This window comes from Nocardioides sp. HDW12B (assembly GCF_011299595.1).
Taxonomy (GTDB): Bacteria; Actinomycetota; Actinomycetes; order Propionibacteriales; family Nocardioidaceae; genus Marmoricola_A.
Window position 1 is genome coordinate 352,106 of record NZ_CP049867.1, and the last position, 20,104, is coordinate 372,209.

The 20,104-nt window shown below is 73.6% G+C and carries 19 protein-coding genes; 14 read left to right on the forward strand and 5 right to left on the reverse strand.

Annotated elements, in window-relative coordinates; translation table 11 throughout:
- Window positions 1-111: 111 nt before the first annotated feature.
- The 7 genes from G7072_RS01685 (at window position 112) to G7072_RS01715 (ending at window position 6,644) form a co-directional block, all read left to right on the forward strand.
- On the forward strand, window positions 112-1,614 hold the full coding sequence (locus G7072_RS01685) for a CoA-acylating methylmalonate-semialdehyde dehydrogenase (protein ID WP_166083924.1): 1,503 nt from the start codon (window positions 112-114) through the stop codon (window positions 1,612-1,614).
- A 78-nt stretch (window positions 1,615-1,692) separates the two neighbouring features.
- Window positions 1,693-3,015: an aspartate aminotransferase family protein gene (locus G7072_RS01690; RefSeq protein WP_166083925.1), complete on the forward strand. Its 1,323-nt coding sequence runs from the start codon at window positions 1,693-1,695 to the stop codon at window positions 3,013-3,015.
- Entirely contained in the window at window positions 3,002-4,438 is a 1,437-nt protein-coding gene (locus tag G7072_RS01695; RefSeq protein WP_166083926.1) for an FAD-dependent oxidoreductase, read from the forward strand. The genes G7072_RS01690 and G7072_RS01695 overlap by 14 nt, the downstream gene beginning before the upstream one ends.
- A 33-nt stretch (window positions 4,439-4,471) precedes the next feature.
- Window positions 4,472-4,909, forward strand: coding sequence for a VOC family protein (locus tag G7072_RS01700; RefSeq protein WP_166083927.1), 438 nt, complete (start codon window positions 4,472-4,474; stop codon window positions 4,907-4,909).
- Window positions 4,910-5,001: 92 nt separating this feature from the next.
- Window positions 5,002-5,448, forward strand: a complete 447-nt coding sequence (locus tag G7072_RS01705) for a hypothetical protein (protein ID WP_166083928.1) — start codon at window positions 5,002-5,004, stop codon at window positions 5,446-5,448.
- Between the two features lie 58 nt (window positions 5,449-5,506).
- Window positions 5,507-6,175, forward strand: a complete 669-nt coding sequence (locus G7072_RS01710) for a VOC family protein (RefSeq protein ID WP_166083929.1) — start codon at window positions 5,507-5,509, stop codon at window positions 6,173-6,175.
- A 10-nt stretch (window positions 6,176-6,185) separates the two neighbouring features.
- Entirely contained in the window at window positions 6,186-6,644 is a 459-nt protein-coding gene (locus G7072_RS01715) for a GNAT family N-acetyltransferase (protein WP_166083930.1), read from the forward strand.
- On the opposite strand, the gene G7072_RS01720 is transcribed toward G7072_RS01715, so the two are convergent.
- Complete coding sequence (locus G7072_RS01720) at window positions 6,622-8,976, reverse strand: helicase-associated domain-containing protein (RefSeq protein ID WP_166083931.1); 2,355 nt, start codon at window positions 8,974-8,976, stop codon at window positions 6,622-6,624. The two genes, G7072_RS01715 and G7072_RS01720, sit on opposite strands and share 23 nt — an antisense overlap.
- Window positions 8,977-9,058: 82 nt before the next feature.
- Between G7072_RS01720 and G7072_RS01725 the strand changes: the two genes are divergently transcribed.
- Both G7072_RS01725 and G7072_RS20170 read left to right on the forward strand, forming a co-directional pair.
- Window positions 9,059-9,682, forward strand: coding sequence for an HAD family hydrolase (locus tag G7072_RS01725; RefSeq protein WP_240917091.1), 624 nt, complete (start codon window positions 9,059-9,061; stop codon window positions 9,680-9,682).
- Between the two features lie 117 nt (window positions 9,683-9,799).
- Window positions 9,800-10,183 (forward strand): cold shock domain-containing protein, encoded by a 384-nt coding sequence (locus G7072_RS20170; protein WP_166083932.1) that lies wholly within the window; start codon window positions 9,800-9,802, stop codon window positions 10,181-10,183.
- 24 nt (window positions 10,184-10,207) lie between these two features.
- On the opposite strand, the gene G7072_RS01735 is transcribed toward G7072_RS20170, so the two are convergent.
- Complete coding sequence (locus tag G7072_RS01735) at window positions 10,208-11,815, reverse strand: MFS transporter (RefSeq protein WP_206063243.1); 1,608 nt, start codon at window positions 11,813-11,815, stop codon at window positions 10,208-10,210.
- 89 nt (window positions 11,816-11,904) lie between these two features.
- Here G7072_RS01735 and G7072_RS01740 point away from each other — a divergent pair, with 89 nt between their 5' ends.
- The 4 genes from G7072_RS01740 to G7072_RS01755 all read left to right on the forward strand — a co-directional run bounded on the left by G7072_RS01740 (window position 11,905) and on the right by G7072_RS01755 (window position 15,864).
- Entirely contained in the window at window positions 11,905-12,675 is a 771-nt protein-coding gene (locus tag G7072_RS01740) for a DUF3027 domain-containing protein (RefSeq protein WP_166083933.1), read from the forward strand.
- Window positions 12,676-12,821: 146 nt separating this feature from the next.
- Entirely contained in the window at window positions 12,822-13,754 is a 933-nt protein-coding gene (locus G7072_RS01745) for an alpha/beta hydrolase (RefSeq protein ID WP_166083934.1), read from the forward strand.
- A gap of 152 nt (window positions 13,755-13,906) precedes the next feature.
- Window positions 13,907-14,644: an NADPH-dependent F420 reductase gene (gene npdG / locus G7072_RS01750; protein ID WP_166083935.1), complete on the forward strand. Its 738-nt coding sequence runs from the start codon at window positions 13,907-13,909 to the stop codon at window positions 14,642-14,644.
- Window positions 14,641-15,864: an acyl-CoA dehydrogenase family protein gene (locus tag G7072_RS01755; protein ID WP_346766211.1), complete on the forward strand. Its 1,224-nt coding sequence runs from the start codon at window positions 14,641-14,643 to the stop codon at window positions 15,862-15,864. The genes npdG and G7072_RS01755 overlap by 4 nt, the downstream gene beginning before the upstream one ends.
- 149 nt (window positions 15,865-16,013) lie before the next feature.
- Here the strand turns inward: G7072_RS01755 and G7072_RS01760 are convergent, their stop codons facing one another.
- Both G7072_RS01760 and G7072_RS01765 read right to left on the reverse strand, forming a co-directional pair.
- On the reverse strand, window positions 16,014-16,901 hold the full coding sequence (locus G7072_RS01760; protein ID WP_166083936.1) for a hypothetical protein: 888 nt from the start codon (window positions 16,899-16,901) through the stop codon (window positions 16,014-16,016).
- A 448-nt stretch (window positions 16,902-17,349) separates the two neighbouring features.
- Window positions 17,350-17,841, reverse strand: coding sequence for an Lrp/AsnC family transcriptional regulator (locus G7072_RS01765; protein ID WP_240917092.1), 492 nt, complete (start codon window positions 17,839-17,841; stop codon window positions 17,350-17,352).
- 132 nt (window positions 17,842-17,973) lie between these two features.
- Here G7072_RS01765 and ald point away from each other — a divergent pair, with 132 nt between their 5' ends.
- Complete coding sequence (gene ald, locus G7072_RS01770) at window positions 17,974-19,089, forward strand: alanine dehydrogenase (RefSeq protein WP_166083937.1); 1,116 nt, start codon at window positions 17,974-17,976, stop codon at window positions 19,087-19,089.
- A 20-nt stretch (window positions 19,090-19,109) separates the two neighbouring features.
- On the opposite strand, the gene G7072_RS01775 is transcribed toward ald, so the two are convergent.
- Window positions 19,110-20,099 carry an LLM class F420-dependent oxidoreductase gene (locus G7072_RS01775; protein ID WP_166083938.1) on the reverse strand — a complete coding sequence of 330 codons (990 nt, stop codon included), beginning with the start codon at window positions 20,097-20,099 and terminating at the stop codon, window positions 19,110-19,112.
- Between the last annotated feature and the right edge of the window lie 5 nt (window positions 20,100-20,104).

A 20,104-nucleotide genomic window follows, 5' to 3' on the forward strand; every position in this document is an offset into this window, starting at 1 on the left:
CCGGGCCGATGCGCCCGGGAGGTGTCGTTATCCGTGGCGGATGAGCGGTCAGCCTGCGAAATCCATCGTCGGGGACTGGAAACTCTGACGGATCCACGGCAGGCTGGCTCCATGACCGCCCCCGTCGCCCACTGGCTCGACAACGCCTCCTTCCCCGGCTCCTCCGACCGCACCGCCGAGGTCACCAACCCCGCCACCGGGGAGGTGACCGGCCGCGTCGCGCTGGCCTCGGCCGCCGACGCCGAGGCCGTCATCGCCTCCGCCGCGGCCGCCGCCCCCGGCTGGGCGGCCACCTCGGTCGCCGCCCGCACCCAGGTCGTCTTCCGCTTCCGCGAGCTGCTCAACGAGCGCGCCGCGGACCTCGCCGCGATCATCACCGCCGAGCACGGCAAGGTGCTCTCCGACGCCGCCGGCGAGGTGGCCCGCGGCCAGGAGGTCGTGGAGTTCGCCTGCGGCATCCCGCACCTGCTCAAGGGCGGCTACAGCGAGCAGGTCTCCACCGGCGTCGACGTCCACTCCAAGCGGCAGCCCCTCGGCGTGGTCGGCGTCATCAGCCCGTTCAACTTCCCGGCCATGGTGCCGATGTGGTTCTTCCCGCTCGCCATCGCGGCGGGCAACACCGTCGTGCTCAAGCCCAGCGAGAAGGACCCGTCGGCGTCGCTGTGGATGGCCGAGCTGTGGCGCGAGGCGGGCCTGCCCGACGGCGTCTTCAACGTGCTGCAGGGAGACAAGGAGGCCGTCGACGCGCTGCTGGACCACGCGTCGGTCAAGGCGATCAGCTTCGTCGGCTCGACCCCGATCGCGCAGTACGTCTACGAGCGTGGCAGCGCTGCCGGCAAGCGCGTGCAGGCCCTCGGCGGCGCCAAGAACCACATGGTGGTGCTGCCCGACGCCGACCTCGACCTCGCCGCCGACCAGGCCGTCAACGCCGGCTTCGGCTCCGCCGGCGAGCGCTGCATGGCCATCTCGGTGCTGGTCGCGGTCGGACCGGTCGCCGACGACCTCGTCGCGAAGATCGCCGACCGCGCCCGCGGGCTCGTCACCGGCGACGGCACCCGCGGCGCCGACATGGGACCCCTCGTCACCCGGCCGCACCGCGACAAGGTGGCGGCGTACGTCGACGCAGGAGAGTCAGCCGGCGCCAAGGTCGTCGTCGACGGCCGCGAGGTCGACGCCGACGGCGCCGCCGACGGGTTCTGGCTCGGCCCGACGCTGCTCGACCACGTCACCCCCGAGATGAGCGTCTACACCGACGAGATCTTCGGACCGGTGCTCTCGGTCGTCCGGGTCGAGACCTACGACGAGGCCGTCGCCCTGGTCAACGCCAACCGCTACGGCAACGGCGTCGCGCTGTTCACCTCCAGCGGGGGAGCGGCGCGCAAGTTCGAGGTGGACGTGGAGGTCGGCATGATCGGCATCAACGTCCCGATCCCGGTGCCGATGGCCTACTACTCCTTCGGCGGCTGGAAGAGCTCGCTGTTCGGCGACAGCCACGCCCACGGCACCGAGGGCGTGCACTTCTTCACCCGCGGCAAGGTCGTCACCTCGCGCTGGAACGACCCCGCCGTCAAGCCCCAGGGCGGGCTCGAGCTCACCTTCCCGCAGAACACGTAGATCTCGACGAGCTCGATCACCCTCGACGAGCTCGACCACCGTCGACCAGCTGGACCACCGCAGCACCGGAGGAAACCCATGAGCCGCGCCTACGACCTCGACCGCGCCCACGTCTTCCACTCGTGGTCGGCCCAGGCGACCCTCGACCCGATGGTGATCGACCGCGCCGAGGGCGCGCGGGTGTACGACGAGCAGGGCCGGTCGTTCCTCGACTTCTCCTCCCAGCTGGTCTTCACCAACATCGGCCACCAGCACCCCAAGGTCGTGGCGGCGATCCAGGAGCAGGCGGGCAACCTGTGCACGGTCGCGCCGCAGCACGTCAACGACGCCCGCTCGGAGGCGGCCCGGCTGGTCGCCGAGATCGCCCCGCCCGGCCTCGAGCACGTGTTCTTCACCAACGGCGGCGCGGAGGCGATCGAGCACGCCGTCCGCATGGCGCGGCTGCACACCGGGCGCATCAAGGTGCTCAGCCGCTACCGCAGCTACCACGGCGGCACCAACACCGCGGTCAACCTGACCGGCGACCCGCGACGGTTCCCCAGCGACTACGGCTCCGCCGGCACCGCGAAGTTCTTCGGGCCGTTCCTCTACCGCTCGGAGTTCGACGCCACCACCGAGGCCGAGGAGTGCGAGCGCGCGCTGCGCCACCTGCGCCGCACCGTCGAGCTCGAGGGGCCCGGCACCGTCGCCGCGATCGTCCTGGAGTCGATCCCGGGCACCGCCGGCATCATGATCCCGCCGCCGGGCTACCTGCGCGGGGTCCGCGAGATCTGCGACGACCACGGCATCGTGCTCGTGCTCGACGAGGTGATGGCCGGCTTCGGCCGGGCCGGCTCGTGGCTCGCGCTCGACCAGCACGACGTGGTGCCCGACCTGGTCACCTTCGCCAAGGGCGTCACCTCCGGCTACGTCCCGCTGGGCGGCGTGATCGTCTCGGAGGCGATCTACGAGACCTTCGCGCACCGCGTCTACCCCGGCGGGCTGACCTACTCCGGCCACCCGCTGGCCTGTGCCGCCGCGGTCGCGACCATCACGACCATGCGGGAGGAGGGCATCGTCGAGAACGCCGCCCGCCTCGGGCAGGACGTCATCGGTCCCGAGCTGCGTGCGATGGCCGAGCGTCACCCCTGCGTCGGTGACGTCCGCGGCACCGGTGTCTTCTGGGCCCTCGAGCTGGTGAGCGACCGGGCGACCAAGGAGCCGCTGGCGCCCTACGGGGCCAGCAGCCCCGCGATGAACGAGGTGATCGCCGCGTGCAAGAAGGGCGGTCTGCTGCCCTTCGCGAACTTCAACCGGGTCCACGTCGTGCCGCCCTGCACGCTCACCGACGACGAGGCCCGGGAGGGGCTGCGGATCCTCGACGAGGCGCTCGCGGTCGGCGACGCCCATGCCGCGGGCTGAGCGCCGCGGCGCCCCGACCGTCTTCGAGCGGCGTCGACCGGCCGCGTCGGTCGTCGACGTCGCCCTGTCCGACGCCGTCGACGGGTGCTTCTGGACCGAGGACGCCGTCGGGGCGTCGTACCCCTCGCTGCGCGGGGAGGCCCGCGCCGACCTCGCCGTCGTCGGCGGTGGCTACACCGGTCTGTGGACCGCGGTGCGCGCGAAGCAGCGCGACCCCGGCCGGCACGTGGTGCTGCTCGAGGGTGAGCGGCTCGGCTGGGCGGCCTCGGGCCGCAACGGCGGCTTCTGCGACGCCTCGATCACCCACGGCGAGGAGAACGGTCGCAACCGCTGGCCCGACGAGTACGACGACCTCGCGCGGCTCGGGCGCGAGAACCTCGACGGCATCGTCGCGACCGTGGCCGAGCACGGCATGGACGTCGACCTGGAGCTGACCGGCGAGCTCGCCGTCGCCGTCGAGCCCCACCAGGTGGCCTGGCTGCGCGAAGCGGCCGACGCCGGGGGCGGGACGTTCCTCGACGAGGCGGCGGTGCGCGCGGAGGTGGCCAGCCCGACGTACCTCGCCGGGCTGTTCTCGCCCGACTGCGCGCTGCTGCACCCGGCGAAGATGGTCCACGAGCTGGCCCGGGTGGCGACCGAGCTGGGCGTCGAGATCTACGAGGGTTCCCCGGTGACCGGCCTGTCGGCCACGCGCGGCGGGGGCCCGGTGGCCGTCGCGACCGCCTCCGGGCGCCTGCTCGCCGACCGGGTCGCGCTCGGGACGAACGCGTTCCCCGCGCTCGTGCGCCGCTTCCGCGCCTTCACCGTGCCGGTGTGGGACTACGTGGTGATGACCGAGCCGCTGAGCGCCGAGCAGCGGGCCTCGCTGGGGTGGGCGGCGCGGCAGGGCCTCGCCGACTCCGGCAACCAGTTCCACTACTACCGGCTCAGCGCCGACGACCGGCTGCTGTTCGGCGGCTTCGACGCGATCTACCGCGGCAAGCGGCTGCGGCCCGAGCACGAGCACCGGCCGGCCTCGCACGAGGCGCTGGTCTCGCACCTGCTGACGACGTTCCCCCAGCTCGAGGGCGTGCGCATCGCGCACCGCTGGGCCGGGGCGATCGACACGAGCACCCGCTTCAGCGCCTTCTTCGGCCAGGCGTACGGCGGACGGGTCGCCCACGCGGCCGGCTTCACGGGGCTCGGCGTCGGAGCGACCCGCTTCGCCGCCGACGTGGTGCTCGACCTGCTCGACGGCGACGAGACCGAGCGGACGTCGCTCGAGATGGTGCGGCGGCTGCCCGTGCCGTTCCCGCCCGACCCGGTGGCGCGGATCGGCATCGACCTGACCCGCTGGTCGCTGGACCGCGCGGACCACCGGGAGGGCCGGCGCAACCTGTGGCTGCGCTCGCTCGACCGGATGGGGCTCGGGTTCGACTCCTGACACGTGTCGGGGGCCGTTGCTAGCGTGCCCGGCATGACGATCAAGCTGGAGAACGTCGGCATCGCGGTGCGCGACCTGGAGGCCGCGATCGCCTTCTTCACCGACCTCGGCCTCGAGGTGATGGGCCGCGACACCGTGAGCGGTGAGTGGACCGACACCGCCGTGGGCCTCGACGGCAACCACGCCCACATCGCGATGCTCCGCACGCCCGACGGCGCCGGCGTGCTCGAGCTGTTCGAGTACGTCCACCCCGAGGCGATCGAGACCGAGCCGACGCGGCCGAACGAGATCGGCATGCACCGGGTCGCCTTCTCGGTCGACGACCTCGACGCGGCGCTGGCGGTCGCCGCGCGGCACGGTTGCCACCCGCTGCGCGGCGTGGCCACCTACGAGGACGTCTACCGGCTGACCTACGTGCGCGGGCCCAGCGGCATCATCGTCATGCTCGCCGAGGCGCTGCAGAAGGGCTGACCGCGGCCCGGGCGGGGTGGACCGTCGGCCTCGTGCTGCTGACGTGCGGGCGACCGCGGGGTCATACTGGGTCGGAGGGAAGGGGAGGGGCGATGAGGCGACCAGGTCGGGCCGCGGTGCTCCTCACGTGCGTCCTCGGGGTGGTGCCGCCCTCCGTGTCCGTGGCCGCGGCCGACGACCCGGGCGGACGTCCGGCCGACCTCGGGCCCGCGCCGTTCTCGCCGCCCGGGGCCGACGTGCCGCGCCCTGCACCCGAGCCGCCCGACGACGTACCGTTCCGCACGCCGCGCGCGGAGCAGCTCGACCCGGGCCCCGCCCCGGTCCCGATGCCGCGGGCGGCGCTGGGCTCCCGTGCCGTCCCGATGCCGGAGCTCGAGGCGGAGGCGGACCCCGACGGCCTGACCGGGCCGAACGGCTCGCCGCCTCCCGCGCCACCCCTCGAGCGTGGCCCGGGGCCACGCGTAGCGCCCGACCCGACGCCGCTGCAGGACCCGCGCGACCCGCGGCTCGCGCCAATGTCGGACCCGCGCCTGCCCTGAGCGGGCCCGGGCGACGGGACGCGTGCGGCTGTCGGCGGGGCGGCGTAGGTTCGCAGACATGACGGAACGACTCACCTCCCAGCAGTTCACCGACCTCGGCCTCGACGACTGGCGGGTGGTGCGCAGCGGCGCGCAGGCGAACTTCCACTGCGGGTCGTACGCCGACGCCGGCCGGTTCGCCGCCGACGTCGCGGCGCTGTGCGACGAGCACGACCACCACGCGAACCTCGACGTCCGCTACCCCGACCTGGTGCACGTCACCACCACGTCCCACGACGCCGGCGGCCTGACCCCGCGCGACGAGCGGCTCGCGCGGGCCGTCAGCGACCTGGCCGCCACCCGCGGGCACCGGGGCGACCCCCGGCCGTCGACCTCGCTGGAGGTGGCGATCGACGCGCTCGACATCCCCGCCGTCCTGCCGTTCTGGCAGGCCGTCCTGGCCTACGCGCCCGAGGGCACCCCCGACGGTCCGGCCGACGACAGCATCGTCGACCCCCGCGGCGTCGGACCCGCGCTGTGGTTCCAGCAGATGACCGAGCCGCGCCCGCAGCGCAACCGGGTCCACCTCGACGTCGTGGTGCCCCACGACGAGGCGGAGGGCCGGGTCGCCGCCGCGCTGGCCGCCGGGGGCCGCCTGGTCAGCGACGACCGTGCCCGCGCCTTCTGGGTGCTGGCCGACGTCGAGGGCAACGAGGCGTGCGTCTGCACCTGGCAGGACCGGGACTGACGGACCGAGCGTGCGCTTCCGCCTCGCCACGCCGGGCGACGCCCCGGCCCTGCGTGACCTCGAGCGCGACGCGAACCTGGTCGCGCTGGCCCACGTCTTCGGTGACACCCCTTACCCGGAGGCCGCCGTGCTCGCACGGTGGTCGGCCGAGCTGGCCGACCCGGCGTTCCGCGTCCACGTCGCCGACGGACCGGGGCGGCTCGACGCCTACGTCTCCCACGACGGGTCGGTGCTGCACCACCTCGCCGTGCACCCCGAGCGGTGGGGCAGCGGGCTGGGGCGCGCCGCCGTGGAGGTCGCGGTCGCGGAGATGACCGAGCCGCGGCTGTGGTGCCTCGACCTCAACGTGGCGGCGCAGACGTTCTACCGCCGGCTGGGGTGGGTCCCGACCGGACGCAGCCGCCCCGACGAGTGGCCGCCGCACCCCACCACCAGCGAGTGGGCCCTCAGCAGGGGCGGACCGAGCTGATCCGGTGCACGGCGTACGACGCGACCTGCTGGGAGCGCTGGTCGAAGGCCCGCAGCCAGCCGCCCTCGACCCGGTGCGGGTCGATGATGCGGTCGTGGACCGAGCCGTCCCCGTCGACGTACCCGATCCAGACCGACGACTCGGCCTCGCACGCCTCGCGGAGCAGCGCCAGCGTGAAGGCGGGCGACTGCTTGACCGGCGCTCCGGTCGAGCGCACCGCCGACACCCGGTCGCCCGAGCGCAGCGCCGTCACCGTCGCGGCCGCCCGCGTCGCGTCCCGCTCGGCCACCGTCTGCGGGTCGACGACCGGGCGCCCGCGCGGTCCCCGGGCCCGCAGCGGCTCGCGACCGGCGACGCGCACGATGCCGTCCGGGCCCTCGACCACGGGCGCGGCCCCGATCTCGCGCAGCCGGGGGAGCAGCAGGTCGAGGGGCAGGTCGCTGATGAGCACGGTGGGGGCGAGCCGTCGCAGCCGAAGCGACTCGGCGGCGCTGTCGTGCAGCAGCGCGGCGAGGGCGGCCTCGTCGTCGCTGCGCAGGAAGGACTCGGCGGCACCGACCCGGACGGTGCCGAAGGTCCGGGCGACGTCGTCGACGAGGTAGGTCAGCGGCTGCGGCACCTCGTTGCGGGCGGCGCGGTTGATCGCGTCGTGGACCTCGACGGCCGACCAGCCGACGTCGAAGGCGCGGCGCACGGAGCGCTCGGTGAAGCGGTAGACGGTGGCACCGCCGCGCGACTCGACCTCGGCCAGCAGGGCGAGGTCGCGGGCGAGCGCGTCCTCCAGGGGGCCGGGCGCCACCGCGGTCAGGTCGGCCTGGAGCAGGACGTGGTCGACGGGGGTGGGCAGCAGCGGCGCCAGCGCCGCCGCGGGGTCCTCGCCCGCGACGAGGGCGGCACCGTGCGTGCTGAGCCCGCCGAGCCCGACCAGACCGAGCACCGAGGCCTCCTCGACCGTCCACCCGACCAGCGCGGAGGCGCTCGACGGCAGGCGCGGGCGCAGCCAGGCGACGGTCTCGACCAGCGACTCGACGCCGGCCGCGGGGTCCAGGACGGTGCCGCGGGGCAGCCCGGCGAGCTCGCCGAGCACCCGCCGTCGCGTCTCCACGGCCCAGGGCCGCTCGAGCTCGGGGGCCAGGGCGTTGACGTTCTTGCCACGCATCGGGCGACCGACGTATCCGGCCGGACGCGCGCTCGACCACCAGGCGCGCACCAGGACGGCCCAGCGCTCGGCGGTGGGGGCGGCGCGCCAGGCGTCGTAGGCGTGGGTCGGCAGCCAGGCGACGTCGAGGCCGTCCGTGCCGCCCTGGGCGAGCAGCCCGGCGGCCGACGCGGTCTCGACCAGCAGGGCGGCCACCCGCTCGTCGGCGTGCAGCAGCGCTGCGGTCGCCTTGAGGTCGCGCACGCCGAGCCCGCCCTGGCGCAGCACGGTCGGGGGCCGCGCGCTCCACTCGTCGAGCAGCAGCTCGGTGCGGTGCACCAGCTCGTACGCCGCGCCCGCGGCGGCCCGGTCGACCAGCGTGGCCGAGCGTGACGTGGTGACCGGCGGCGGGGGTCCGTCGACCGGCTCGTGGGTGGTGCGACCGCCGCGGCGGGCCAGCCCCACCTCGCGGGGGACGACGACGTGGCGGGCGTCGCGCGGCACCAGCAGCCCCCGGGCCAGCAGCTGCTCGACGGGCGAGGCGGCGTCGGCCCGGCGGACCGGGGTGCGGGCGGCCTGGGTGACGCCCTCGGACCCGGAGCGCTCGAGGTGGTCGAGCATCGTCGCGGCGTCGTCGTCGAGCTCCTCGACGAGCCCGGCCACCGCGTCCACCCGGCGCAGCAGGTCGGCGAGGTCGCGCAGGTCCGTGGCCAGGTTGCCGCTCGAGCGGCGACCGAGGTCGCCGAGCAGGGCGGCGACCCTCTCCGGGCCGCCGGAGCCCAGCAGCTGGTCGACGGGCGGACCGAGTCCGCTGACCTGGGTGCCGAGGGTCTCGCTGACCGCGCTGACGGCGCGGAGGTCCTCGTCCTCGCCCCACAGCAGCACCAGGTCACGCAGCCGCAGGACGGCCGCCTCGGTGGCCTCGGCGTCGGCGTGGACCACCTCGACGAGCGCGGCGCGCGACGCGCGGGCGCCGAGCGCGACGGCCGCGTCCAGCACGAGCAGCTGCAGCCGGTCCAGGGTGTCCAGCGCGCGCAGCACCGAGGCGCGGGTGCTGGCCCGCGAGGCCAGCTGCGAGGAGTCGTGGGGTGCCGGGTTGGCGAGGTCGGGCCGGGCCACCAGCAGTGCCGTCAACCGCTCGTCCGACCAGCCGCGGAGCTGGTCGGCGAGGGTGCGGGGGGCGGCCGAGGTCATCCGCACCACGATACCGGCGGGGGTGAGCCGCGCGGGCCGGACAGCGGGTCGAGCGGTCGCCCGGCCCGCCTACCCTGGTGCGGTGCCTCCTCCCCTCGTCGTCGGCTTCGACCTCGACATGACCCTGATCGACACCCGACCGGGGTTCGCGGCGTGCCTGCGCGCGCTGGAGTCGCGCACCGGCCTGAGCTTCCCCGTCGACGACCTGGTGGAGCAGCTCGGGCCGCCGCTGGACCTCATGCTCGCCCCGCACGTGCCGGGCGCCACGCCCGAGACGCTGGCCGGGCTGGTCGACGAGTTCCGGGCGCTCTACCCGACGATCGCCGTCGCGCCGACCCCGGCGTTCGCCGGCGCCCACGAGTCGCTGGCCGCCGTACGCCGTCACGGGGGCCGGAGCCTGGTGGTCACTGGCAAGTTCACGCCCAACGCACGGCTGCACGTCGAGGCGCTGGGCCTGGACGTCGACGAGGTCGTGGGCGAGGTGTGGGGACCGGGCAAGGGGCCGGTGCTGGCCGAGCACGGCGCCGCGCTCTTCGTCGGCGACCACGTGCACGACATCGAGGGGGCCCACGCGGCCGGGGTGCTGGGCGTCGGGGTGACCACCGGCGGATGCTCGGCCGCGGAGCTGGAGGAGGCCGGCGCCCACGTCGTGCTGCCGGCGCTGAGCGACTTCCCGGGCTGGCTGGCCACGCACCTGGCCTCCTGAGCACGACGTTGCCGGGGCCCCGGCGCACGTTGCGGACGCCCGCGTAGGCTCAGCGCAGAGTCAGACGCAGCCGACAGGTGCCCGGGACCATCCCGGACGACGACGCGGGAGGTCCCTGTGCCCACGGGCAAGGTCAAGTGGTACGACGTGGAGAAGGGCTTCGGCTTCATCTCCTCCGACGAGGGCGGCGACGTCTTCGTGCCCTCCTCGGCGCTGCCCGACGGCGTGCCCAGCCTCAAGCCCGGCACCCGGGTCGAGTTCGGGATCGCGCAGGGCCGCAAGGGCGACCAGGCGCTGCAGGTCCGGGTCGTCGAGTCCCAGAAGTCGGTGGCCAAGGCCATGCGCCGCAAGCCCTCGGACATGGTGACGATCGTCGAGGACCTCTACCGGCTGCTCGAGGGCATCGAGCGCGGCTACCGCGCCGGGCGTCACCCCGACCCCAAGACCGCTGCTCCCACCGCCAAGCTGCTCCGCGCCCTGGCCGACGAGCTCGAGTCCTGACGGCTCCAGGGTCGGTCCTCCGACCTAGGTGACCTCCTGCGCGGCCGCCGGCTCGCGCAGCGACGTCAGGACCCAGGCCAGGATCCCCACGAGGATCACGGCCAGGACGCCGAGGCCGAGCCGCGGGATCAGCGGCATCGCGATGCCGAGGAACCCGCCGACCACCCACGACAGCTGCAGCAGCGTCTCGGAGCGTGCGAACGCGCTCGAGCGGGTCCGCTCGGGCACCTCGGTCTGGATCAGCGAGTCCAGCGACAGCTTGCCCAGGGCCTGGCTCAGCCCGGCCACCAGGCCGAGCAGCATCACCGCGACCAGGCTGTAGAACACGGCCGCGACCACGGCGGCCACGGTGTCGGCGACCAGCACCAGCACCACGACGTACGCCGGCTTGACCTCGCGCAGCAGCGACCCGAGCCCGATGCCGGCGGCGTTGCCGACCCCGGCGGCGCCGATGACCAGCCCGAGCAGGATCTCGGGACGGTCCTCCCACCCGGGCAACGGGTTCTCGCGCAGCAGGAACGCCATGAAGAGCGTCAGGAAGCCCGACACCAGCCGCAGCCCGCCGTTGCAGCGCAGCGCGCGCACGACGAGCGGGTGCACCTTGGTCCGGGTACGACGACCGCGCAGCTTGGCGCGCTCCTCGCCGGCGGCGTCGTCGACCTTGGACGGCAGCAGGATCGCGAGGACGGTGGCGGCGACGAACACCGCGAAGGCGTAGCGCAGCGACCACTGCGGACCGGCGAGCGAGGCCAGCACGGCCAGCGGGGCCGACACACCTGCACCGGCCATGCCCGCCAGCGAGATCCGGGAGTTGGCCTTCACCAGGCCCAGGCCGGGCGGACTGAGACGAGGCACGGCCGCGGCGCGGGTCACGCCGTACGCCTTGGACGCGACGAGCACGCCGAGCGCGGCCGGGAAGAGGCCGAGGGAGTTGCCGGTGACCTCGGTGGCGAGCACCCAGCACAGGAAGGCGCGGATCGCCATCGTGCTGCCGAGCGCCCAGCGCCGACCGTGGCTGAAGCGGTCCAGCACCGGCCCGATCAGCGGCGCGACGATCGCGAACGGCAGCATCGTGAGCCCGAGGAACAGCGCGACCTGGCCGCGCGCCTCGTTGGTCGGGACCTGGAAGAACAGGGTGCCGGCGAGGCTGATCGCGACGGCCGCGTCGCCGGCGGCGTTGAAGGCGTGCAGCTCGATGAGCCGCGACAGCCCGCTCTCGCCGGCGCCCTCCGCGTGGCTGGCGCGTCGCGCCTGGCGGTAGACGTAGCCCGCGGCGCGCGCGCTGCCCGATCCGGTCCGCCGGATCCCGCGCCCGGTCGCCACCCCGGCGCGGCGGGCGCCCCCGAGGGTCCGTCGACCGTCCCGACCCGGTGACGCGCCGGCCGGGGGCACCGGGTCGGTGTCCTCCAGGGTGTCCGGGCCGGTGTCGGGGCTGGCTTCCCGTGCGGCGCCCGGTGCGGTGTCCGGTGCGTGGTCCGGAGCGTGGCCCTGCGGGTCGTGGCCATGATCGGGAGCGCCCGCGGGCTGGGGACCGGGCCGGGCACCGGCCTGGGGACCGGGCTGAGGACCGGCCTCGGAGCCGGGCTCGGGTCGCTGGCGCGGCTCGTCGTCGGCCGCAGGGTCCCCGTGCATGGGGCCATCTTGCCTGCCCGTCCCGCGCCATTCGTCTCGGCCCCACCGACCGAGGCGACACGGGGCGCCGGGTTTGACACAATCCCCGGGTGACCAAAGCCAGCAAGCCGGCCAAGCTCGACCAGGTGGGCGCCGACGCCGTGGACGCGGCGCGTCAGGCGCTGCTCGAGCTCGTCCCGGCGGGCGACGTCGGTGAGCACCTCGGCGTCGACGTCGAGGGCAAGAAGGTGGTGACCCACCGCTTCGCGTGCACCCAGACGGGCTACCGCGGCTGGAGCTGGTCGGTCACGGTCGCGCGGGCGCCGAAGCAGAAGACGGTCACGGTCGACGAGATCGTGCTGCTGCCCGACGAGGACGCCGTGCTGGCCCCCGAGTGGGTGCCCTACAAGGAGCGGATCCGCCCCGGCGACCTCAGCCCCGGCGACCTGCTGCCCACCGAGGACGACGACGACCGGTTGGTGCCGTCGTTCACCGGCGCCGACGAGCTGCCCGACCCGCGCGAGGCCAAGCGCGTGGCCGAGGAGCTCGGCCTGGGACGTCCGCGCGTGCTCTCGGTCGAGGGCCGCGAGGCTGCCGCACAGCGCTGGTACGACGGCGACCACGGTCCGGAGGCGCCGCTGGCCCAGTCCGCGCCGGCCGCGTGCGTGACCTGCGGCTTCCTGGTCAAGCTGGCCGGTCCGTTGAGCCAGGCCTTCGGTGTCTGCGCCAACGCCTTCGCCAACGACGACGGCAGGGTCGTCTCGCTCGACCACGGCTGCGGAGCCCACTCCGAGGCCCAGCTGAGCAAGAAGCAGCTGCCCCGGCCGCTCCCCGAGCCCGCGCTCGACGCGATCCGTCGCGAGGACCTCGAGCTGTTCTGACGGGCGACAGCCGGCGGCCGACGGTGCCGCGCTGGCGTCGTCGTACCCGTCCTCGCGAGGGTTGTGGACGCCTCGCCAGGGTTGTGAGCCTTGCCCGGCGTCCATAACCCCGCGTTACATGCGGGTGGGCGGGGCAGGATGGCGCCATGCCTCTCGACCCCCAGATCGCCGGTCTCCTCCAGTTCATCGCCGACGCGGGCTACCCGCCGATGCACGAGGGTGACCCCGACACCGCGCGGAAGGGCTTCCGGGCGCTGACGGTCGACATGGTCTCGCCCGAGCAGGTGATCGCGGTCGGCGACGTGCGCGACCTCGACGTACCGGGTGGGGACGGGCCGCGGCCGGCGCGCCTCTACCGCCCCGAGGGCAAGGGCCCCTGGCCGACCACCGTCTTCCTGCACGGCGGCGGCTTCGTCATCGGCGACCTCGACACCCACGACCAGACCTGCCGCCGGCTGTGCCGCGACGCCGACACCGTCGTGCTCTCCGTGGACTACCGGCTGGCGCCGGAGCACCCGTTCCCCGCCGGGCTCGAGGACGCGCTCGCCGCCACGCGGTGGGCGCTGGAGCACACCGACGACCTCGGCGGCACCGACCGGGTGGGGATCGGCGGCGACAGCGCGGGCGGGAACCTGTCTGCCGTGGTGGCCCAGCACGTCCCGGGGCTCGCGGCGCAGCTGCTCTACTACCCGGCCACCGACGCCTTCACCGACCGGCCCTCGCGCCAGGAGAACGCCGAGGGCTACTTCCTCGAGCTGGCGACGATGGAGTGGTTCTTCGCCCACTACGTCGGCGACGGCGCCGGCGAGGTCGCGCCCGAGGACCCCCGCATCTCGCCGATCCTGCGCGAGGACCTGGCCGGGCAGCCGCCCGCGGTCGTCGCCACCGCCGGGTTCGACCCGCTGCGCGACGAGGGCGAGGCGTACGCCGACAAGCTCGCCGAGGCCGGCGTCCGGGTCGAGAAGGTCCGCTTCGACGAGCTGATCCACGGCTTCGTCGACATGACCCTGATGAGCCCCGGCGCGGACGCCGCCGTGGCCGAGGTGACCGCGCGGTACCGGGCCCTGCTGCACGGCTGATCGCACGGTCCCTGGGACGGCGGGGCTCGCTTCGCACGGCGGGGCGCGCTCGTCGCACGGCCGGGCGGACGTCGGGCGGACGGTCAGGTCGGCCCGACAGGCGCCGCACTAAGGTGGAGCGACCCGCGAGAAACCGACCCAGGAGCGTGCCCGTGACGGCCCAGCCGACCGATCGACCGAGCGACCCGACCGGGCAGCCCGACGACCAGCCCGACGCCGCGACGCGGCTGGGTGAGCTCACCGTCGCCGTCCTCGGGGGCACCGGCCCCCAGGGCCGTGGCCTGGCCCGACGCTTCGCCGCCTCCGGCCTGCGCGTGGTCATCGGCAGCCGCAGCGAGGAGCGGGCGCAGGGCATCGCGACCGAGATCGCCGAGTCCGGGAGCATTGAGGGCTCGCTGACCGGCGCCGACAACGCCGGGGCCGCCCGCGACGGCGACATCGTCGTGGTCGCCGTGCCGTGGGACGGCCACAAGGAGCTGCTGGCCTCGCTGGCCACCGAGCTGTCCGGCAAGATCGTCGTCGACTGCGTCAACCCGCTTGGCTTCGACAAGCAGGGCGCCTACGCGCTCGCGGTCGAGGAGGGATCGGCGGCCCAGCAGGCGCAGGCCGTGCTCCCCGAGAGCACCGTCGTCGGGGCCTTCCACAACGTCAGTGCCGTGCTGCTCGAGGACCCCGAGGTCACCTCGGTCGACACCGACGTGCTGGTGCTCGGCGACAAGCGTGAGGCCACCGACCTGGTCCAGGCGCTGGCCGACCGGATCCCCGGCGTCCGCGGCGTCTTCGGCGGTCGGCTCCGCAACGCCCACCAGGTCGAGGCGCTGACGGCCAACCTGATCTCGGTCAACCGCCGCTACAAGGCCCACTCGGGGCTGCGGGTGACGGACCTGTGACCTACCCCGCCATGCCGGCCGCCTCGGAGAAGGCCGTCGACCTCCACGCCCGTCTCCACACCTTCATCCAGGACCACGTGATCCCCGGCGAGGCGGCGTACCGCGCCTATCGCGCCGAGCGCGACCACGACGACCACAGCGTGCCGCCGGTCGTCGAGGAGCTCAAGGCCACCGCCAAGGAGCAGGGGCTCTGGAACCTCTTCCTGCCGGCGGAGTCCGGGCTGACCCAGCTGGAGTACGCCACGCTCGCCGAGCTGACCGGGTGGAGCCTCGAGCTCGCGCCCGAGGCCACCAACTGCGCCGCCCCCGACACCGGCAACATGGAGCTCCTCCACCTCCTCGGCACCGAGGAGCAGCAGAAGCAGTGGCTCGAGCCGCTGCTCGCCGGCGAGATTCGCTCGGCCTTCGCGATGACCGAGCCGGCCGTCGCCTCCTCCGACGCGACGAACATCGAGACCCGCATCGTGCGCGACGGCGACGAGTACGTCATCAACGGCCGCAAGTGGTGGATCTCCGGAGCGGCCGACCCGCGCTGCAAGGTCTTCGTGGTCATGGGCAAGACCGACCCCGACGCCGAGACCCACCGCCAGCAGTCGATGGTGATCGTGCCCGCCGACACCCCCGGCATCGAGATCGTCCGGTCGCTGCCGGTCTTCGGCCACCAGCACCAGCCCGGTCACTGCGAGATCGTCTTCGACGACGTGCGCGTGCCGGTGACCAACATCCTCGGCGAGGAGGGTGGCGGCTTCGCGGCCGCCCAGGCGCGCCTCGGCCCGGGCCGCATCCACCACGTGATGCGCGCCCTCGGCGCGGGGGAGCGGGCGCTGGCCCTCATGGTCGCGCGCTCGACATCGCGCACCGCCTTCGGCAAGGAGCTCGCCCGCCAGGGCGTCGTCCAGGCCAAGATCGCCGAGGCCCGGGTCGCGCTCGACGCCGGTCGTGCCCTGTGCCACCGGGCGGCCGCGGTCATCGACGCCGAGGGCAACAAGGCCGCGCGCCACCTCGTCGCCGAGGTCAAGGTCTTCGTGCCCCGAGCCGTGCTGCAGATCATCGACGACGCCATCCAGGTCCACGGCGGCGCCGGGATGTCCGACGACACCCCGCTCGCCGAGATGTACGGCTGGCACCGGGCGATGCGCCTCTTCGACGGTCCCGACGACGTGCACCTCATGACGTTGGCCCGCTCCGAGCTGCGCAAGGACCCGCTCTTCCGCTTCTGAGGGGCCGGCCTCACGTCGTTGACGACGTGAGGCCGGGGGCTGGTGTCGTTGACGACGTGAGGCCGGATCTGAGCGGTCTCGTAGCTGTCGCGTGTCGTCAACGACGTGGGGCAGGCGTCCTCGTGTCGTCAACGACGTGCGGCCAGCCGTCAGCTCGCTCGACGCATGGCACGCGCTGGCGTGCTGGAGGCCAGCCCCCAGGGCGCGACCCATCCCGGCGGTTCGGCGAGGGTCCATCGGCGTGCTCCTTCGGGAAGGAAGGCCGACCGGTCGCGACCAGCTCGAAGACGTCGTACGACGAGCCGGCGGTTGTCGATGTCGGGTCCCGTGACGCTGGTGTGCTCGAGCCCCACCTCGCGGACGCGTTCGTAGCGAGCGACGTCGCGCGCGTGTCGACCGGCGTGCCGGTGCTCGGCGCCGTCGTACTCAGCGACAAGACCTGCCTCCTCGTCGAACAGGTCGGCTATGCACACGAGGTCGCCGTCGAGGGTGAAGACGGGTTGGTTCACCAGAGGAGCCGGCAGGGCCGCGTCTAGTGTCCAGATCAGGCGCAGCCGTGTCTCCTGCGGCGAACGAGACCTCTCGGAGACGTGTTCGAGCGCGGTAGCCACCCAGCTGGCCCGTCGCCAGGACGAACGCGACTGCGTCATCCGACGCACCTCCCCGAGGATGTCAAGACCGGCAGCCAGCGCCATGTCGGCGGCGACGACCAGCTCACGTGCATGTGGGGGACACCGGAGCTCGTCGAAGAGGGCCCTCACCGGCGAGGTCACGCGGACATCCTCGACCTCCTCGACGTCAGCGTCCGGAAGCTTCTCGTAGCTCAGAAGGGAGCCCTGATGGACACGTCGCCCGGTGCCCGGCCCGACAGCCACCGCGACCGGGCGAGCCGAGCCATCGCGGCGTACGCCGTCGAAGAAGGCCGCTCCGTGGAAGTAGAGGGCAGCCCAGCCGGTCAGCGCCGCCCCCGGCGCTCGTGCAGACAAGGCCTCGATCGCGCGTTGTTCTGGTCGGGTGCCGTCGACGTCGCTGGGCACGTAGAGACCGTGACTCGTTCGCCGCCACCCCGCTCCGGCGGCCTGCGGCTTGGTCGGTCCGTCGAAACCCGTGGGATCCACCGGCACGGGGCGCACGAAGTCGAGGGAACCCTCGCGGCGAGGCTCGAACGGAGGCTGAGCGGCTGTCATCGGTGCAGGATCACCCAAGGCGGAGTCCGTTGACACGTCCTCCTGCGGAGATGTGGACAACGCCGGGGTTCGTCCCCTGTCGTTCCCGACGCGGGGGAGCGGAGCCTGGGGTCGTTGACGACGGGTGGCCAGGTGCGTGAGGTCGTTGACGACGGGTGGCCAGGTGCGTGAGGTCGTTGACGACGTGTGGCTGCGTACCGGAGCTCCGAAGCTGGCGGGACGTCGTTAACGACGTGGGGCGAGGGGCGGAGGTCGTTGACGACGTGCGAACGTCCGGGACGCTGAGGGCGCTGGACGGTCAGGGGAAGGGCGACCCGGTCCGGAGGTGCTCGAAGATGAGGTGCGTCTCGGTCATGGCGACGTCGCGGTTGGCCGACAGGTTGGCCACGACGAACTCGCGCAGCGCGTCGGGGGACGCGGCGGCCACGTGCACCTGGAAGTCGTCGGCGCCGGCGAGGAAGAACACGTTGAGCACGCCGGGCAGCGACGACAGCCAGCCGCCGAACTCGCCGATCCGGGCCCGGGCGTTGCCCTGCAGGCGTACGACGACGATCGCCTGCAGCGGCAGCCCCAGGGCCTCCGGCGACAGCTCGGCGTGGAACCCGCGGATGACACCGGTCTCCTGGAGCCGGCGGACCCGCATCAGGCACGTCGAGGGGGCGATGCCGACGGTCTGGGCCAGCACCGAGTTGGGGGTCCGTGCGTTCGCCGCCAGCATCGCCAGCAGCTGCCGGTCGACGTCGTCGAGCTCCAGGCCGCGCCCGTTCGTCGAGGGTCGAACGTTGTTCACCTCACACCCCTCTCCGACTCCTGACACCGAAGGATCGTCGGCTTGGATCGTTCCGCACGAATAGTCAACACGATCCGGCACCGTCAGCGGAAGAGTCAGGAGAATAGAGCGTCCCCAACTGCAGGAGAGAGCATGAAGGTCGGCGTCCCGAAGGAAGTCAAGAACCACGAGTACCGGGTGGCCATCACCCCCATCGGCGTCCACGAGCTGACCCAGCACGGCCACGACGTCTACGTCGAGAAGGGTGCGGGCGCGGGCTCGCAGATCCCCGACGAGGAGTACGCCGCCTCCGGCGCGACCCTGCTCGAGACCGCCGACGACGTCTGGGGCACCGCCGAGATGGTCCTCAAGGTGAAGGAGCCCGTCGCCGAGGAGTACGGCCGCATGCGTGAGGGCCAGACCCTCTTCACCTACCTGCACCTGGCTGCCGACCAGCCGCTGACCCAGGAGCTCGTCGACCGCAAGGTCACCGCGATCGCCTACGAGACCGTCCAGCTGCCCTCGGGCGGCCTGCCGCTGCTCTACCCGATGTCGGAGGTCGCCGGCTGCCTCGCGCCCCAGGTCGGGGCCCACTCGCTGATGAAGGCCGAGGGCGGCCGCGGCGTGCTCATGGGCGGCGTCGGCGGCGTGGCCAACGCCAAGGTCGTCATCATCGGCGCCGGCGTCTCCGGGCAGAACGCCGCCAACATCGCGCTCGGCATGGGGGCCGACGTCACGCTGCTCGACACCGACCTCGACAAGCTCCGGATGTCGTTCTGGCGCTACAACAACCGCGTCCACGGCCTGGCGTCGTCCAAGCTCGCCATCGAGCAGCAGGTCACCGAGGCCGACATGGTCATCGGTGCCGTGCTCATCCCCGGCGCCAAGGCCCCGAAGCTGGTCAGCAACGAGCTGGTCTCGCGGATGAAGCCGGGCTCGGTGCTCGTCGACATCGCCGTCGACCAGGGCGGCTGCTTCGAGGACACCCGCGCCACCACGCACGCCGACCCGACGTACACGGTGCACAACTCGGTCTTCTACTGCGTGGCGAACATGCCCGGTGCGGTGCCGAACACCTCGACCTACGCGCTGACCAACGCCACGCTGCCCTACGCCGTGGCGCTGGCCGACAAGGGCTGGCAGCAGGCCTGCAGCGACGACCGGGCGCTGGCGCTCGGGCTCAACACCCACGCCGGCAGCCTCACCAACGCCCCCGTCGGCGAGGCGCACGGCATGGAGGCCGTCTCCCTGGAGTCCGTGCTGGCCTGACCAGGTCGACGGGGCCCCGCCTAGCTGCCGCTGGCGTCGCGCAGCTTCTCCAGCAGCGGCCCGGCCGCCTCGGCGAGGAAGCGCTCCTGGGTGTCGCCGCCGATCTGCACCAGCGCCACGTCGGTGAAGCCCGACTCCCAGAAGGAGCTCACGGCGTCGACGATGGCGTCGAGGTCGGGCCCGCAGGGGATGTTGTCAGCGACATCCTCGGGGCGCACGAACTGCGTCGCGCCGGCGAAGCCGGCCGTCGTGGGCAGGTCGGCGTTGACCGACCAGCCGCCGGCGAACCAGCGGAACTGCTCGTGGGCGCGCGCGACCGCGGCGTCCTCGTCCGGGTCCCAGCAGATCGGGATCTGCCCGATGGCACGGGCCGAGCCGGGGATGCGCGGCGCGCCCTTGGTCCGGTTCCACCGGGACACGACGTCGGCGTCGGGCTCGGTGGTGATGAGGTGGTCCGACAGCGGCGCCAGCAGCTCGATCGACGACGGGCCGCTGACCGCGACGCCGATCTCGACCGGCTCGGTAGGCAGGTCCCAGATCCGGGCGGAGTCGACCTGGAAGTGGTCACCCTGGAGGTCGACGAGCTCCCCGGTGTGCAGCTCGCGGATGATCTCGATGGCCTCGGCCAGCATCTCCTGACGGTTGGTGACCGTCGGCCACCCCTTGCCCACGACGTGCTCGTTGAGGTTCTCCCCGCTCCCGAGGCCCAGCACGAAGCGGCCCTCGGACAGGATGCCCATCGTCGCGGCCTTCTGCGCGACCACGGCCGGGTGGTAGCGCATCGTCGGGCAGGTCACGTAGGTCATGAGGTCGACCCGCTCGGTCACCTGCGCGACCGCGCCGAGCACCGACCAGGCGTACGGCGCGTGGCCCTGCGCCGAGAGCCACGGGAAGTAGTGGTCGCTCATCACCTCGAAGTCGAAGCCGGTCTGCTCCGCCTGGGCGGCGTCGCGCACGAGACCACGGGGGTCACGCTGCTCGGTCATGAGGGTGTAGCCGAAGCGCGTCATCAGGG